The organism is Mycobacterium sp. P4_H6, from assembly GCF_056400845.1.
Genome location: NZ_JBFUKN010000072.1, coordinates 1 through 15517, shown reverse-complemented (window position 1 = coordinate 15517; position 15517 = coordinate 1). Strand labels below are relative to the sequence as shown.

General features: G+C 67.4%; 13 protein-coding genes, 1 tRNA gene and 2 pseudogenes. 8 read left to right on the top strand and 8 right to left on the bottom strand.

Annotated features, from left to right (window positions below; translation table 11 throughout):
* Positions 1-49: 49 nt before the first annotated feature.
* Positions 50-630: pseudogene (locus AC1DTF_RS24125) on the bottom strand (group I intron-associated PD-(D/E)XK endonuclease).
* On the opposite strand from AC1DTF_RS24125, the gene AC1DTF_RS24120 reads away from it, so the two are divergent.
* A tRNA-Arg gene (locus AC1DTF_RS24120) sits at positions 604-676 on the top strand. The pseudogene AC1DTF_RS24125 and the gene AC1DTF_RS24120 overlap by 27 nt on opposite strands.
* Before the next feature lie 112 nt (positions 677-788).
* Here AC1DTF_RS24120 and AC1DTF_RS24115 read toward each other — a convergent pair.
* From AC1DTF_RS24115 to AC1DTF_RS24100, 4 genes are all read right to left on the bottom strand, one after another.
* On the bottom strand, positions 789-1961 hold the full coding sequence (locus tag AC1DTF_RS24115) for a Fic family protein (RefSeq protein WP_477475907.1): 1173 nt from the start codon (positions 1959-1961) through the stop codon (positions 789-791).
* Positions 1962-2120: 159 nt separating this feature from the next.
* A complete protein-coding gene (locus tag AC1DTF_RS24110) occupies positions 2121-3545 on the bottom strand; it encodes an SDR family oxidoreductase (protein ID WP_057169518.1) in 1425 nt (474 codons plus the stop codon).
* Between the two features lie 47 nt (positions 3546-3592).
* Positions 3593-4336, bottom strand: coding sequence for an alpha/beta fold hydrolase (locus AC1DTF_RS24105; RefSeq protein WP_477475906.1), 744 nt, complete (start codon positions 4334-4336; stop codon positions 3593-3595).
* 33 nt (positions 4337-4369) lie between these two features.
* Positions 4370-4747 carry an STAS domain-containing protein gene (locus AC1DTF_RS24100; protein ID WP_477475905.1) on the bottom strand — a complete coding sequence of 126 codons (378 nt, stop codon included), beginning with the start codon at positions 4745-4747 and terminating at the stop codon, positions 4370-4372.
* A 173-nt stretch (positions 4748-4920) separates the two neighbouring features.
* Here AC1DTF_RS24100 and AC1DTF_RS24095 point away from each other — a divergent pair, with 173 nt between their 5' ends.
* Together AC1DTF_RS24095 and AC1DTF_RS24090 are read left to right on the top strand one after the other, a co-directional pair.
* Positions 4921-7182: a SpoIIE family protein phosphatase gene (locus tag AC1DTF_RS24095; RefSeq protein WP_477475904.1), complete on the top strand. Its 2262-nt coding sequence runs from the start codon at positions 4921-4923 to the stop codon at positions 7180-7182.
* A gap of 24 nt (positions 7183-7206) precedes the next feature.
* Entirely contained in the window at positions 7207-7500 is a 294-nt protein-coding gene (locus AC1DTF_RS24090) for a putative quinol monooxygenase (protein ID WP_477475903.1), read from the top strand.
* Between the two features lie 4 nt (positions 7501-7504).
* On the opposite strand, the gene AC1DTF_RS24085 is transcribed toward AC1DTF_RS24090, so the two are convergent.
* Positions 7505-7648, bottom strand: coding sequence for a hypothetical protein (locus AC1DTF_RS24085; RefSeq protein ID WP_477475902.1), 144 nt, complete (start codon positions 7646-7648; stop codon positions 7505-7507).
* Positions 7649-7750: 102 nt separating this feature from the next.
* On the opposite strand from AC1DTF_RS24085, the gene AC1DTF_RS24080 reads away from it, so the two are divergent.
* From AC1DTF_RS24080 to AC1DTF_RS24060, 5 genes and pseudogenes are all read left to right on the top strand, one after another.
* Positions 7751-8860 (top strand): hypothetical protein, encoded by a 1110-nt coding sequence (locus tag AC1DTF_RS24080; RefSeq protein WP_477475901.1) that lies wholly within the window; start codon positions 7751-7753, stop codon positions 8858-8860.
* Positions 8861-8922: 62 nt separating this feature from the next.
* On the top strand, positions 8923-10443 hold the full coding sequence (locus tag AC1DTF_RS24075; RefSeq protein WP_477475900.1) for an ABC transporter substrate-binding protein: 1521 nt from the start codon (positions 8923-8925) through the stop codon (positions 10441-10443).
* A pseudogene (locus AC1DTF_RS24070) lies at positions 10440-11390 on the top strand (ABC transporter permease). Before AC1DTF_RS24075 ends, AC1DTF_RS24070 begins: the two are co-directional and overlap by 4 nt.
* Positions 11387-12268, top strand: coding sequence for an ABC transporter permease (locus AC1DTF_RS24065; RefSeq protein WP_057169510.1), 882 nt, complete (start codon positions 11387-11389; stop codon positions 12266-12268). Before AC1DTF_RS24070 ends, AC1DTF_RS24065 begins: the two are co-directional and overlap by 4 nt.
* A complete protein-coding gene (locus tag AC1DTF_RS24060; RefSeq protein WP_477475899.1) occupies positions 12265-13869 on the top strand; it encodes an ABC transporter ATP-binding protein in 1605 nt (534 codons plus the stop codon). The genes AC1DTF_RS24065 and AC1DTF_RS24060 overlap by 4 nt, the downstream gene beginning before the upstream one ends.
* A 25-nt stretch (positions 13870-13894) precedes the next feature.
* On the opposite strand, the gene AC1DTF_RS24055 is transcribed toward AC1DTF_RS24060, so the two are convergent.
* Together AC1DTF_RS24055 and AC1DTF_RS24050 are read right to left on the bottom strand one after the other, a co-directional pair.
* Positions 13895-14305 carry a hypothetical protein gene (locus AC1DTF_RS24055; protein ID WP_477475898.1) on the bottom strand — a complete coding sequence of 137 codons (411 nt, stop codon included), beginning with the start codon at positions 14303-14305 and terminating at the stop codon, positions 13895-13897.
* Positions 14306-14389: 84 nt separating this feature from the next.
* Positions 14390-15517 (bottom strand): alpha/beta fold hydrolase (locus AC1DTF_RS24050; RefSeq protein WP_477475897.1); only part of this gene is annotated, 1128 nt, incomplete at its 5' end.

The window sequence follows — 15517 nt, the reverse complement described above, 5'->3', positions numbered from 1 at the left end:
CGGCTTTCGTGGCTGTCATCCGACGGCGGCGTCGGAATTCACGGCGGCTTCACGCCGAGGTGCGGAAGTTGTCTGCAGGATTCGGGAGTCTGTCCGGCAGGTCGCGGAATGATGCGGCCGGCAGGGTTCGTTTCTGCTGACCGTTCTTGGTCGGCGTGATCCGAAGATTGACGGAAGCGCCGTGGTCAGTCGGCCGGATGTAATAACACTCATCGGTCTCCGGGCAGTAGATGCAGATTGCGTCGACGGATGACTTGTCGATGGGTGTCGAATGAACGCCGTGGCGGTCTGACCATGTGGACCGGAGGTTCAGGTGGATAGCGCCTCCACGCGCCGACCGATATTTCACCTGGACCCGGTGAAAGCGCCGTCCGCATACGCAACGAGGTCGAACGGCGCGTGCTCGGTAGTCGGGAAAAGCACGTAGAACCCCTTGGTCACCAGGTCGGCGTGCGCTTTGGCGACACCGAGGTCGCCCTTGTCTTTGGTGTGATGTCGAACCACTGATCGCCCATCTCGTCGAATGCGGTGCGAGCAGCCCACGTAGTGCACATCCGTTTCTGCAAGGACGTCGCCGCGGTGTAAATTACGGTGGTCCGACTTGCCCCCGTGGCGCAACGGATAGCGCATCCGGTTTCTACCCGGTCGGTTGCAGGTTCGAATCCTGTCGGGGGTACTACATCTCGATCAATTGCCGTGTGCTTCTCGTTCTTGATCGCACCGTAGCGCGTCGGTCCGACAAACCCCGATGGCCTCGCTGGGCGCGCAATCCTTCAGGAAACAGCTGATCAGCCGCGCCGGCCGGCGCGTTCGGCGAAAGCATCGAGCGCGGCAAGCACTTCGGGGGAACGCCACACCCGGTTCCGAGGTCCGTTCGTTGCCTCGACGAGGATTCCCACATCGGTGAGCGGGTTGAGGTAGCGGTGCGCGTTGGTGGACTCGATGCCCAGCTCTTGCGCCAGCAACGCGGCGTTCACGACCGGGCGGCGGGTCAACAAATCTGCGACCTTCCAGACCGCGGAGTCGGCGCGTGCGGTGATTCGAGCGTTCCAGGTTTCCCGAATGTCACGCAGTTCGTCGACCAACTGTCGCCCGTTGGCGATGGCCAGGACCGTGGCCTGCGAGAACCGCTCGACAATGGGGGCGGCATCGCCCTCGCGGTAGCTCGTCAAGGCAGCGAAATACCCATCGGTGTCGGCCAGCAACCCGGCTGAGACCGGCACCGTGACCTGACGCGACAGACCTTTGTTGCGCAGCATCGCTTGCACCAAGGCKCGGCCCGTGCGGCCGTTGCCGTCGGTGAAGGGGTGAATGGTCTCGAACTGTGCGTGGCTCACTGCGATCTGCGGCAGCGCGGGAAGGTCAGCACGCTGTGCGAAAATGACCAGATCGTCAATCGCCCCGGGGACCAACTCATGGCGCGGGCCGACAAATGTCGCGCCGATGGGAGTCGACCCGCCGCCGATCCACACCGGCTCGGTGCGGAATTCGCCCGGCGTATGACGCGGATCGTTGATCATCAACGCACGGTGCATCGCCCGGACAGCCTCGGCGTCGACGGTGTCGGACAGTGCGACCGCCGCCCGCATCGCCGCGGTGTTGGCGACGACCATGGCCGCGTTGCGCTTGGCCTTGCCGCCGGGCAGCTCGGCCTCGCCGATTGCGCGCGCCGATGCGGTCAGGTTCTCGATCTGTGAGCTCGCGGCGGATTCCGACCGCAGTAGGACGGCCGCAAACCGTGCGATCTCGCCGCCGAGTTCGGCGTCAAACCGTGCGATCTCGCGGCTGGCCGACTCAGCCGCGACGAGCACCGACGGCGGCAAGTCGAGTGCTAGGTCAGCAATGGCGGCGGGCACGCACGGGTGATAGGTGCCATAGCGCGGCCGCGCAGCGCGCGAATACGTCACCCCCTGCGGTTCCCAACAAACGTCCTCGCGGAAGATCGGCCGAAGTGAAGTCATCGATATATTTTAACTTCACTTATGGAGCTAAGTGAAGTTAATAGGCAGAGTGGACTTCAGTTGTGGCAAGCCCCTGGCCCGCGAGATTGCAGTTTTCGCGCACGCCACTCGTACTTTCACGCGATAACCGCAATCTCGCGGACAGGCGACAGCGCCCAGCTACCACTCGCTGGGCGCGTAATCCTTCAGGAAGCAGCCGTGCAGATCCTCGCCGGCCTCGCCGCGCACGATCGGGTCATAGACGCGCGCGGCGCCGTCGACCAGATCCAGCGGCGCGTGGAAGCCTTCCTCGGCCAGCCGCAGCTTGGTGGGGTGCGGCCGCTCATCGGTGATCCAGCCGGTGTCCACGGCGGTCATCAGAATGCCGTCCTGTTCCAGCATCTCGGCGGAGCTGGTGCGGGTGAGCATGTTCAGCGCGGCCTTGGCCATGTTGGTGTGCGGATGCCCGGGCCCCTTGTAGCGGCGGCCGAACTGCCCCTCCATCGCCGAGACGTTCACGACGTACTTGCGGCGTGCGGGCGATGCGGCCATCGCCGGTCGCAGCCGGCTCACCAGGATGAACGGCGCGGTCTGGTTGCAGAGCTGCACTTCCAGCAGCTCCATCGCGTCGACCTCGTGCACGCGCTGGGTCCAGCTGTTGATGGGGGCCGTGTCGGGCAGCAGTCCACCCGCGTCGATGGCGGTGCCTGCCGCGATCCGCTCCGGCGAAGCACTGCGGGCCGTCAACGCCAGCTCGGTGATCGCGTGCGGAGTCTGATGCTCGGCCAGGCTGCCCGCCAGTGCCGCCGGGTGCGCGTCGCTGACCCGGTCGAAGGTGACCACGTCGACCTGCGCCAGCTCGGGCGGCGGAGTGCGTTCGGCCTCGACGAGCGCCGAGTAGGAGCCGGGTGCCCGGCGCACCGTCTGCGCGGCGTTGTTGATCAGGATGTCCAGCGGTCCGTGCGCGGCCACCGTGTCGGCCAGCGCCACCACCTGGGCGGGATCACGCAGGTCGATGCCGATGATCCGCAGCCGGTGCAGCCAGTCGGCGCTGTCGGGCATGGCGGCGAAGCGGCGCACCGCGTCGTTCGGGAAGCGGGTGGTGATCGTGGTGTGTGCACCGTCGCGCAGCAGGCGCAACGCGATGTACATGCCGATCTTGGCGCGCCCGCCGGTCAGCAGCGCGGTGCGGCCGGTCAGGTCGGTGCGGGCGTCACGTTTGGCATGGCTGAACGCCGCGCATTCCGGACAAAGCTGGTGGTAGAAGGCGTCGACGACGGTGTGCTGCTTCTTGCAGATGTAGCACGCCCGCGACCGCAGCAGGGTTCCCGCGGACGCGCCGGTCACCGAGGAGACCAGCGGCAGGCCGGCCGTCTCGTCGTCGATACGTCCGGGCGCCCCGGTGGCGGTCGCGGCGATGACCGCCTTGTCGGCCTCGGCCACCGCGTCGCGCTTGGCGTGCCTGCGGGCCTTGCGCACCGACTTGAAGATGCCCGCGGTGGCGCGTCGGACGGCGACCGCGTCCGGGTGCTCGGGCGGCAGCGATTCGACGTCGGCCAGCACCTGCAGGCAGGCGCGCAGCTTGTCCGGATCGATCGCAGTCACCGCGCAAGGGTACGGCGACCTGGCCTCGAGTTCCTATTCGGCGAGCCTCAGAGGGCGGCCCAGAAGCGCGTGAGCACCTCCGCGCTGCGAGCCGGGTCCTCGATCATCCACCAGTGCCCCAGTCCGTCGAGTACCTCGGTGCGGGCTCCGGCCCGGTCGGCCGCCCGGCGCCTGATCGCGTCGGAACCGACGAAGTGGTCCTCGGTGGCCAGGATCGCCAGGCCGGGACGTGCGGCGGCATTTCCCAGCGCAACGCCCGCCTCGGCGAGCACCGGTTGGGCCGCCGAGCGGTACAGCCGCAGGATCGCCGCACCCATGTCGGCATTCTGTGCCGCGACCAGGGCCGGTGCGACCTCGGGTCCGACGCCCATCGCGGCCACCGCCGCGACCCGCTCCTCGGAGGTGCCGGAGACCATGGCCGCGACGTATTCCTCGCCGGCATCCGGCGTCTGCCAGATCTGGGCCAGGTCGTGCCAGACATACTCGGGGTCGAAAACACCGACGATGTCGCTGACCCAGCTCCGGACCAGTTCAGGGCGGTGCATGACGACGTTRACGACATGCCCGCCGCCCCAATCGTGGCCGACCAGGTCGATGGGACCGCCGATCTGTTGCAGTTCGTCTTCGAGCCAGTCTCGATAGGCAAGGTAAGTGGGGTCGAACCCGTCGGGCAGCGGGGCGCCGAACCCGGGCGGGGACAGCGTGACGATGTCGTCCCGGTTTAGGGCTTGGATCAACGGCCCCCAGATGGCACTCGTCTCCGGGTTCCCATGCACGAATACGACAGTCATGGGGCCATGGTGCACGACACGCGTGCGGGTGTCTCAGTGCTCGGCGAGCGGTACGTCCTCGAGCGCCTCATCCAGGGTCGAGCGCAGCGTGAGGAACGCCGACAGTCCGACCAGTTCCAGGGGACGCCGGGTGACGGGTCCGTCCGCGACGACGATCAGTTTCGCGTCCTCGGGGAGTTTCTCGTGGGTCTCCACCAGCAGCGACATACCGCAGGAGGCAAACATGGAGGTCTCGGTGAGGTCGACGATGACCACCGACGGCCGCTTGCCCAGAACAGTCGTGATGAGCTGGCCCATGTGCGGCGCGGTCAGCATGTCGACCACGCCGGAACAGCTGATCACTACGGTCGTGGCATGCCACGTCTCGGTGCACACCAACGACGATGGACCGGATACGAATTGGTGTGTCATCGAATACCTCGCGAAAGCGTTGATTCGGCGCGCAATGTCTCGCGGGCTGTTGCTCAACCGGGCAAGTTAGAACGCTTACTGATCTTGAGCCTACGGCAACACCGAAGTCGATGTGACCAGACACGGGGCGGCCTGGCACTCTCGAGCCGGGAAGTCAGCACCGCAACCTGGGGGTGGACCTAATTTCGCGCGATAACACCGACGGCCCCGCCGCCGACGATCTGCTGCCTGTCGGCACACCCATCGATCTCGACAACTGCGCACGCGAGCCGATCCACATCCCGGGCAGCATCCAGCCGCGCGGGGTGCTCGCGGTGGTCCGCGAGCCCGACTTCGAGATCCGTCAGGTCAGCGCGAACGTCGCCGATCTGCTCGGTGTGTCCGTCGACGAGGTCCTGGGCAGGCACCTGTCGGCTTTGATGGGCCCAGCCCAGGCCGAACGGGTCCAGCAGTCGGCGTCGGCATTCGGTGATCTGCGGCAACGCAATCCGCTGGAGTTGAATCTCACGGTCGACGGGATATCCCGGCCCTTCGATGCGCTGCTGCATCGCGAGCCGGGCGGCGTGCTGCTGGTCGAACTCGAGATCGCGTTCGGGGAACGGCCGTTCTCCTTCCCCAATACCTATCAGGCGGTGCGTAATTCGGTCGAGGAGCTGAACCGGGCGTCCTCGATGACCGAGCTGTATGACACCACCGCCCGCGCGGTCCGTGATCTCACTGGCTTCGACCGGGTGATGGTGTACCGCTACGACCGCGACTACAACGGCGAAGTCGTCGCCGAATGCAAGCATGACGACCTCAATTCCTTTCTCGGCCTGCACTATCCGGCGAGCGATATCCCGGCGCAGGCGCGGGCGATGTATGAGAAGAGCTGGCTGCGGCTGATCTCCGACGTCGACTACACCCCGGCTCCGCTGGTACCCACCATGGATCCGGCCAGTGGGGCACCGCTGGATCTCACGCACGCCACACTGCGCAGCGTCTCACCGATCCACATCGAATACCTGCAGAACATGGGTGTGCGCGCGTCGATGTCCATTTCACTGCTGCGCCACGGCAGGCTCTGGGGATTGATCGCCTGCCACCATTACGCCGGACCGCACCTGCCGCCCTACGGGGCCCGGGCCGCCGCCGAATTCCTGGGCTCCACACTGTCTTTGCGTCTCATCGACCGGTTCGATGACGACCAGCTGCGCGAGCGGCTGGCCTCCCAGTCGATGCTGGCCCACGTGACAGCGGCAACGCTGAACGAGAGCGAATCCGTCGCGTCGGCGCTGTTGCGCTCCCCCAGCCTGCTGGACCTGCTGCCCGCGGCCGGCGTGGTGGTCAGCCTCGGAGGCGAGTACCACGAACTGGGGGTGGTTCCGCCGGCCGACGTGGTGGCCCAGGTGGCGACCTGGGCACGCGGCGCGGGTGAGGAAATGGCATCCACCGAGCGGCTGTCCGACGCGCTGCCCGGCCTGGATCTGCACGAGGCCGCCGGCGCGCTCGCGCTGAATCTGCCCGATGAGCAATACGTGGTCTGGTTCCGGCAGGAGGCCCTGCGCGCGGTGGACTGGGGCGGCGATCCGCACAACAAGGCCATCGCGGTGCGGGAAGGCGACGGGGTTCGGCTCAGCCCGCGCAAATCGTTCGAACGCTGGCGTGAGGTTGTGGACAAGTGCTGCGAACCGTGGGCGCCGATCCAGGTCGAGACCGCCGAGGCGCTGCGCGGTCACCTCGTCGAGGAGTTGTACCGGCGCACCCGGGGGGCCTTCCGCGTCGCGGAGATGCTGCAGCGCAGCCTGCTGCCCGCATCGATCCCGTCCATCCCGGGCTGGGAGCTTTCGGCCGACTACCGGCCCGCCGCCGGTGGCCGGGTGGGCGGCGATTGGTACGACGCCTTCCAGCTCCCGAACGGGCGGCTCATCGTGCTGCTCGGTGATGTCGCCGGTCACGGCCTGCCCGCCGCCGGGGCGATGGCCCAACTGCGTAACGTGTTGCGCTCATTGCTGTTTGCCGGGGCCACACCCGCCGAGGCATTGGGCCAGCTCAACGACTTCAGCCTGCACCTGATGCCCCGCACGTTCGCGACGGTGATCCTCGCGCGGGTCGACCCGGCGTCCGGACAGGTCGAGGCGGCATCGGCCGGGCACCTGATGCCCTACCTGGTTGGCCCCGCGGTCGAGCAGGCTCCGGTGCGGCTGTCTCCGCCGATCGGTGTGCGGGGTGTGCAGTACGCGCCCAGCACCTTCACCCTCGATCACGGTCAGGGACTGGTGATGTACTCCGACGGCCTGGTGGAACGCCGGGACTCGACCGTGGACGACGGGATGGCCAGACTGGCCGGCGCGCTCGGCCGGGCCGGCGACCTCTCCGCATCGGGCATCTCGAAGGCGCTGGCATCAAGTGAGACCGACGATGACGTCACCGTGATCACGCTGCAGCGCCGCTGACATCGCGACGGTAGGTTGTCGTCCATGCCGGTCACCGTCATCCTCGAACTGAAGATCAAGCCCGAATCCGTCGCCGACGCGCGCGATGTCTTCCGGCGCGCCCTCACCGACACCCGGGCCTTTCCCGGCAATCTCGGCACCGACGTGCTGGTCGACGAGAACGACGAAGGCCACTGGCTGATCTACGAACTCTGGGAGTCCGTCGAACACGATGAGGCCTACCGCGCCTTCCGGGCCGGCGAGGGCAAGCTCACCAAGGTGCCCGCCCTGCTGAGCGCACCGCCGGTCAAGACGCGGTATAGCACCAGCGACGTCTAGTTCGTCAGACGGTCGGCACCGGTCTGAATGAACTCGGCGACACCGTGTTGACGCAGATGCCGCGCGGTGCGACCTCGTTGGCCAGGCCCTTGCTGAAGGCGCGCAGCGCTGCGTTGGCCGCCGCGCTGGAGCCACCGGCCAGATGCACCAGTACCTGCGGGGCCCGGTGGGAGCGTCAAGCCGGCGGCATTGAACCGTCCGCACGTGCGCATCGTGTGTCGTGTATCAGCGTGCGACACAGGGGGCCGACATGCAGCGATTCATCGGACTGGGGGTGGCAGCCGTCGTCGTATCGGCCGTGGTGGTCACGCCGCTGCCGGCGGCCCCGGAGGTCGTCCACGACGTCGCGCTCACCGCGTCGACGTCGGTACCGCCCGGCGGGCTGATCGGCAGTTTTCTGCACAATCAGACGGTCTACTGCTCGATCATCTGTCCGCTGCTCGCGCAGACCGGCGCGACGGCGGTGACCACCACCCTGCAGGTGCCCGGAACCTTCTTGGCTGCGCTGTCCGCCGGTGACGTGCTGAAGGCGATCGGCGCCGCGGCCGCCTCGGTCACCGGGCCCACCGAGGCCGCCGCACAGCGCGCCATCGATGCGGACGCCGCCATTCCGGCGCAGCGCGCGCTCAACGCTTTCCAGGTCGGTGTCGTCGGATTACTCAACGTGCTGCCCGCCGTTCAGCGCGGCGTCCCCGGAGTCGCCGCCGCACTGGACAAGGCACGCCAGGACACCTATGCCGCACTGAATTTGCCCTTCGTGCCCGACCCCGAGCCGACGGTGATGCCGCGCGGGGTGTTTCAGGTAGCGGTGGTCGGTGCCATCAATGTGGTTGCGGCGGTGATCTTTCCTGCGTTCAACTATGTGCTGGCCGGGGTGTTCGAGGTCCCGGACGCGATGGCGCAGGAACTCGCCAGATCCGGAAACCCGGTCCGTGCCCTGGCGGCCGGCATCAGGACCGCGGGCGCGGTGGTGGACGCTGCAGGCGAGGTCATCACCGAGGCCGTCGTCACCGCGGTCGACGACGTCCGCCATGCCGCGGCCGGCCCCCCGGCGGAACAGACAGCACCGACCGCGGCCACGCCGATGGGCGCGACGCCGACGACCAAGGCGCCCAGAAAACCGTCGCGTCCCGCCGCGCAACGCGCGCAGCCCGTCCCGCTGCACGACGTCGCATCCACCCTGCGGCACTCCGTGCACGAACTCGTGGGCAGCGTCACCCCACGCACCTCCCGCACGAGTCCCAAGGTCGCTCCACCCGAGACCGAAGCACGTCCGGCCGGCGAGCGGGAGGACTCCCGGTCGACCGCCGCTGACCTGCCGAGATCGCCGAGAGGTGTAGAAAAACCACGAGGCGGGTAGACGCCCAGTCACCTGTACGTCGCCGCCCAACCCGGGGCCGACGTAGGCGGAAAGTGACGGATATGCGACTGCTTGCGGCCGTGCTCGCCGCCGTGGTCGTCCTCACCTGCGGCGCGTGTTCCACCGGCCAGCGGGTGGATCTCGGTCAGGACTCAGGCAATCTGATCGCCGCCATCTCGGGGGAACCCGATCAGCTGGACCCGCACAAGACCAGCGCCTACTTCTCCTTCGAAGTGCTGGAGAACGTCTACGACACGCTCGTCGAACCCGACGCCGATCTGATCATGCGCCCGGCGCTGGCGGAGTCCTGGGAGACCTCACCGGACCAGCTGGTCTGGACATTCCGGTTGCGGCCCGGCGTGACCTTTCATGACGGCAGCCCGTTCACCGCCGACGACGTCGTCTACTCCTACCGTCGCATCATCGACGAGGAACTCACCAACGTCGACAAGTTCAGCGCCATCACCGATGTCAGCGCCACCGACGACCACACCGTGCGCATCACGCTGGCGCGCCCGACTCCGAACCTGCTGACCAACCTCGGCGGGTTCAAGGGAATGGCGATCGTGYAGCGCGCCAATGTCGAAGACGGTCAGATCGCCACCCACCCGATCGGCACCGGACCGTTCTCCTTCGTCAGCCAGAAGAGCGGCGACTCGATCACGCTGCGCGCCAACGAACGGTACTGGGGCGGCACCCCGAAGATTCCCGGGGTGACCTACCGGTTCATCAGTGAACCGTCGACCGCGCTGTCCGCGCTGCAGGCCGGTGAAGTCGACTGGACCGATGCCGTGCCGGCGCAACGGGTCACCCAGCTGCGCAACGACGACTCGCTGCATCTGGCCGAAACACCCAGTAATGACTACTGGTATCTGGCACTGAACCTGGCCCGGCCACCCTGGAACGACGTGCGCGTCCGGCAGGCCGTGGCGTATGCCATCGACCGGCCCTCGATCGTGCAGGCCACCAGTTACGGCACCGCGCAGGCGAATCAGCTGGCGATCCCCGAAGGCAACCCGTGGTTCGTGCCGTACGACCGTTACAGCCAGGACCTCGACAAGGCCAAATCGCTGTTGGCCGAGGCCGGCGTGACCCCGTCGACGATGGACGTGCTGGTCACCACCGAGTACCCGCAAACCGTCACCGCCGCTCAGGTGATCGCCGACAACCTTGAACCCCTGGGCATCACCGCGAACATCCGCACCGTCGACTTCGCCACCTGGCTCGACGAACAGAACAGCGGACGGTTCGACATGCTGATGATGGGCTGGCTGGGCAATATCGACCCCGACGATTTCTACTACGCCCAGCACCACACCGACGGCACCAGCAATGCCCAGAAATTCTCCGACCCGAGGGTGGACAAACTGCTCGACGCGGGCCGCACCGAAACCGATCAACAAGCGCGCAAAGAAGATTACGCGCAGGCGGCCACCCTCATCGCCGATGAGGTGAGCTACCTGTACCTCTACAACCCGGCGGTGCTGCAGGCCTGGACGCCCGACCTGTCCGGGTATCAGGCGCGCCGAGACAAAGCGATCCGGTTCCGCGGCGTCGTCCTGGACGGCGGAGCCGACCAGTGACGGTATTGAGGTTCCTGGCCCGGCGGCTGGCGTACTCGCTGGTGGTGTTGGTGGGTGTGCTGATGGTGGTGTTCGCGCTGGTGCACCTGGTTCCCGGCGATCCCGTGCGTATCGCGCTCGGGACCCGCTACACGCCCGAGGCGTACGCGGCACTACGCCAGGCCAGCGGACTCGACTAGCCGCTGATCAGCCAGTTCTTCGGCTACCTCGGGCACGCGGCCACCGGAAACCTGGGCGTGAGCTTCCGCAATGGCGACCCCGTCACCGAGATCCTGCTGGACCGACTGCCGGCGACGGTGTCCCTCGCACTCGTCGGCATCATCCTGGCGCTGGCGATCGCACTGCCCGCCGGAATCTACTCCGCACTGCGGGAAGGCCGCGCCAGCGACGCGATCGTGCGCATCACAAGCCAATTCGGCGTGTCAGTGCCCGATTTCTGGCTCGGCATCCTGCTCATCTCGCTGTTCTCGACCGTGCTGGGCTGGCTGCCGACCTCGGGTTACCGCCCGCTGTTCGAGGACCCGGGCGGCTGGCTGCGTCACGTCATCCTGCCGGGGCTGACCGTCGGCTTGGTGGCCGCGGCCATCATGACCCGCTATGTCCGATCGGCGGTGCTGGAGGTGACCGCCATGGGTTACGTGCGCACCGCACGCTCCAAGGGTCTTCCGCCCCGGGTGGTGACGATGCGTCATACCGTGCGCAACGCGCTGGTCCCGATTCTCACCATCACCGGTATCCAGTTGGCCACCATCCTCAGTGGTGTCATCGTGGTCGAGGTGGTGTTCGCCTGGCCCGGTCTGGGCCGGTTGGTGTTCAATTCGGTGGCCGCGCGTGACTACCCGGTGATCCAGGGCGCGGTCCTGCTGATGGCGGTGCTGTTCCTGGTGGTCAACCTGCTGGTGGATCTGCTGTACGCGGTGGTCGATCCGAGGATTCGGCTGTCATGACCGAACACGAACTCGACGACGAGCGGACCAGGGCCTGGCGGTTGCTGGCCGGCAACCCGGTGACCGTGCTCAGTGCAGTGGTGCTCATCGCGGTCATCGTCATCGCGCTGACCGCCTCCTGGATCACCCCGTACGGCGTCAACGATGTGAATGTCCCGCAGGCCCTACACCCGCCCAGCGGCGCGCACTGGATGGGCACCGACGAACTGGGCCGCGATGTGCTGTCGCGGGTGCTGGTCGCCGTGCAGGCATCGATGATGGTGGCGGTGATCAGCGTGGCGTTCGCCGCCGTCGTCGGTGTCACACTGGGGGTGCTGGCCGGATATCGGGGCGGCTGGCTGGACACCGTGGTGATGCGAATGGTCGATGTGATGTTCGCGTTCCCGGTGCTGCTGCTGGCCCTGGCCATCGTCGCCGTCCTCGGGCCGGGGCTCACCACAACGATTCTGGCGATCGGCACCGTCTACGTCCCGATTTTCGCGCGGGTGGCCCGCGCCAGCACGCTCTCGGTCCGCGTCGAGCCCTATGTGGCGGTGTCGCGCACGATGGGCACCGGGTCGGGCTACATCCTGACGCGGCACATCCTGCCCAACATCACCGGCCCGCTGATCGTGCAGACGTCGCTGTCGCTGGCCTTCGCGATCCTGTCCGAGGCGGCGCTGTCCTTCCTCGGCCTGGGACTGCAACCACCGCAGCCGTCGCTGGGACGGATGATCTTCGATTCCCAGGGTTTCGTGACGCTGGCATGGTGGATGGCGGTGTTTCCCGGGCTGGCCATCTTCGTCATCGTGCTCGCCTGCAACCTGCTGGGTGACGGCCTGCGCGATGTGCTGGACCCCAAGCAGCGCACCATGATCGAGGCCCGGAGGCGACGATGACGTCCGAGGTGTTGTCGGTCCGCGATCTCGGCGTGCGCATCGGGCGCCGGGAGATCGTGCGCGGGGTGTCGGTGACCGTGGAACAGGAACAGACCGTCGGCATCGTCGGCGAATCCGGTTCGGGTAAGTCGATGACCGTGCTGGCCGGGACCGGACTGCTCGACGCACCCGGGGCCCAGGTCAGCGGATCCAGCGTCCTCGCCGGGGACCTGGAACTCGTCGGCGCATCGGCACGCACCCTGCGCCGGGTGCACGGCGGCCGGATCGGTTTCGTCTTCCAGGATCCCGGCACCTCGCTGAACCCGCTGCTGACGGTCGAACGCCAGATCACCGAATCATTGGAGACACACAAACATCAGACGCGGCGGCAGGCCCGCGCGCGGGCACTGGAACTGCTCGAAGCGGTCGGCCTGCCCGAACCACAGAACCGGCTGCGCAGCTACCCGCATCAGCTCTCCGGCGGACAGCGCCAACGCGTGATGGTCGCCATCGCACTGGCCTGCGATCCGGAACTGCTGATCGCCGACGAACCCACCACCGCCCTGGACGTCACCACCCAGTCCCAGATCATCGAGCTGATCCGGGATCTGCAGCGGGATTTCGGGACCGCGGTGCTGTGGATCAGTCACGATCTCGGGGTCATCGGCGAGGTGGCCGACACGGTCACCGTGCTGCGCAACGGATCGGTGGTCGAGCGGGCGAGTGTCGACGACATCTTCGATCAGCCGCGCGAGCCCTACACCCGCGAATTACTCGCTGCCCGTCCGGTGTTGGGCGGGAGCGGACCGCCTGCCCCGGCGCCTGACACGCCGGTGCTGCTGGATGTCGAGGGCCTCGACATCCGCTTCCCGGTGCGCACCCCGACGGGTAAATCGGTGGTGCACGCGGTCAAGGAGCTGTCGTTCCGGATCCGCCGGGGCGCCACCCTGGGCCTGGTGGGTGAATCCGGTTCGGGCAAGTCCACCGTGGCCTCGGCGCTCACCGGCCTGGTGGCACCCCGAGCGGGCAGTGCGGTCCTCGACGGCACCGATGTACTGAATGTGCCCGGCGCACAGCAGAAGACCGTGCGACGGCGCATCAGTCTTGTGATGCAGGATCCGTTCGCCTCGCTCAACCCGCGGATGCCGGTCGGGGCGTCGATCGCCGAACCGCTCGTCGTGCACGCCCTGGTGACCGACCGCACCAAGCGGGAGGCCCGGGTGGGTGAGCTGCTGGAGTCCGTCGGGCTGTCCGCGTCGTTCGCATCCCGCTACCCGCACGAGCTATCCGGCGGGCAGCGCCAGCGGGTGAACATCGCCCGCGCATTGGCCGTGCAGCCCGAACTGTTGATCCTCGATGAGGCCACTGCCTCACTGGATGTGTCGGTGCAGGCCAAGGTGCTCGATCTGCTGCTCGAACTGCAGCGCGATCTCGGGCTGACCTACCTGTTCATCGGGCATGATCTGGCGGTCATCGAGCGGGTGAGCCACGATGTGTTGGTGCTGCGCGCCGGTGAGTGTGTCGAATACCGGCCCGCCGCCGAGCTTTTCGCCTCGCCGGAGCACGAGTACACCCGCGCGTTGCTGGCGGCGGTACCGCCGGACCGGTTGGCCCGCGCCTAGTCGAAGCTGATGCGCTCGGTGCTGCCTACGGTCGCCTTGGTAGTGGCGACATCGCGGCATTCGCCGTACAGGTCGATACCTCTGTTCTTGTGCCCCACCGCCTGGGGGTGAGCACCGCCACGACGTCGTGTTTGGCGGCGGTGGCACCGTGGCTCGCGAACTCGGTGTCGCCGGTCCAGCCGTCGGCCTGTAACCGTCGGATCATCTCCGCCACCTCGGCATCGGAGGCCTCCAGTGTCGGCGCGGTCGGATACCAGATGCTGATCACGCTGCGGAACAGGGCTTCGTGCCGGTCATTGCACGACGCGCGCCAGAACACCACCCTGGTCACTTCGAGCTGCAGAGCACGCGCGACACCGCGGGCAGCATCGAGGACCTGCGCCTTGGACTGCTCGGGGGTCAACGGGTCGGGCACCGGTTCGGTCAGCGATGCCACGGTCCCACATCCTGTGACGAGAACAGCGAGCAACGTCGCAACGAATGCGTTGGCAACCAAGGCTTCCCCTCGAACGTCGGTGAGCTACCCATGGTGGTGCCCGCCGGTGGCAGGCCGGAACACCTCGGCGTCGATCTCGATGACGGGCATCCCGGGGATCGCGATCTGGGTCCGGGGTGGCGCCGTCATCCCCATGCTCTCAAGTTCGTCGCCCCGGCCCGAGGCGATGACGGCGATGTTGTAGAGAGATTCGCCGCCCGGCTCCAGGTACCCGCTGTGATCGGTCCACGGCCAGCCTGTCCCGGCGACCTCGGCCTTGAACCGGGTGGACCCGAAGTCGTCATCGGCGGGATCGGTGCCGAGCCCGACGGTCAGCCCGGAACCCGGTATGTGGACCTGATTGCTATCCCCGCCCAGCAGCGTCACGGGGTCGGTGGCGGCCGCGCCGACGAAAACCCGCCCACCGTCGGGAAGATGAAAATCGGCGGCGCTGGTGGCCAGATCGGTTCCGGGCGAACCGATGAGCACGATGTCGTCGGCGCGCATCCGGTAACCCGCGGCGGCATCGGCGACGGTGGTGGAACCGTAGGAGTGCCCGACGGCGGTGACGTGCGCGTCGCCCGTGTTGGTGACCTCCAGTGCGTTGACATCAGACGCCAGCAACGCGCCGCCCTCCCGGGCATTTCCGACCTGCGCGACGTGCGGGTCGGCCAAGCTGTCCGGCGCGTCGTAGCCCATCCAGGCGAGGACGGCGACCGGCTTGTGGCGGTCCGCGGACCTGGTCTGGTTGAAGACGTTCGCGGCGTCCGGGCCGGCCAGCCAGCCGCTGGTCACACTGTTGCTGGTGCCGGGCACCACCACGGTGGTGTTCGCGGCTCCGTCCGGGTCACCTATCGAGATGGCGACGCGTCCCTGCCCGTGAAACGCTTCCGGCTCGTAGACGTAGAGGAACGTGTCGGTGCCACGGGTCATGTCCCGGTTGGTATTCAGCGCTTCCCGCACCTTCAGCGCGTTGTGATATCTCGTCATCGCTGCAGCAGGTACCGCCGAGGTGGCGTTCTCGACGCGGGCGATATCGCGCTGCATCACCGCGATGTTGGCCGCACTGCGGACGGCGACCGGTAGCCCGTTGAGGTTGCCCAGCGCATTCGGGCGGTCATGCAGCAGGTGCGCACGCTCCGATGCCGTCAGTGCATCCCACCACCGCTTGAC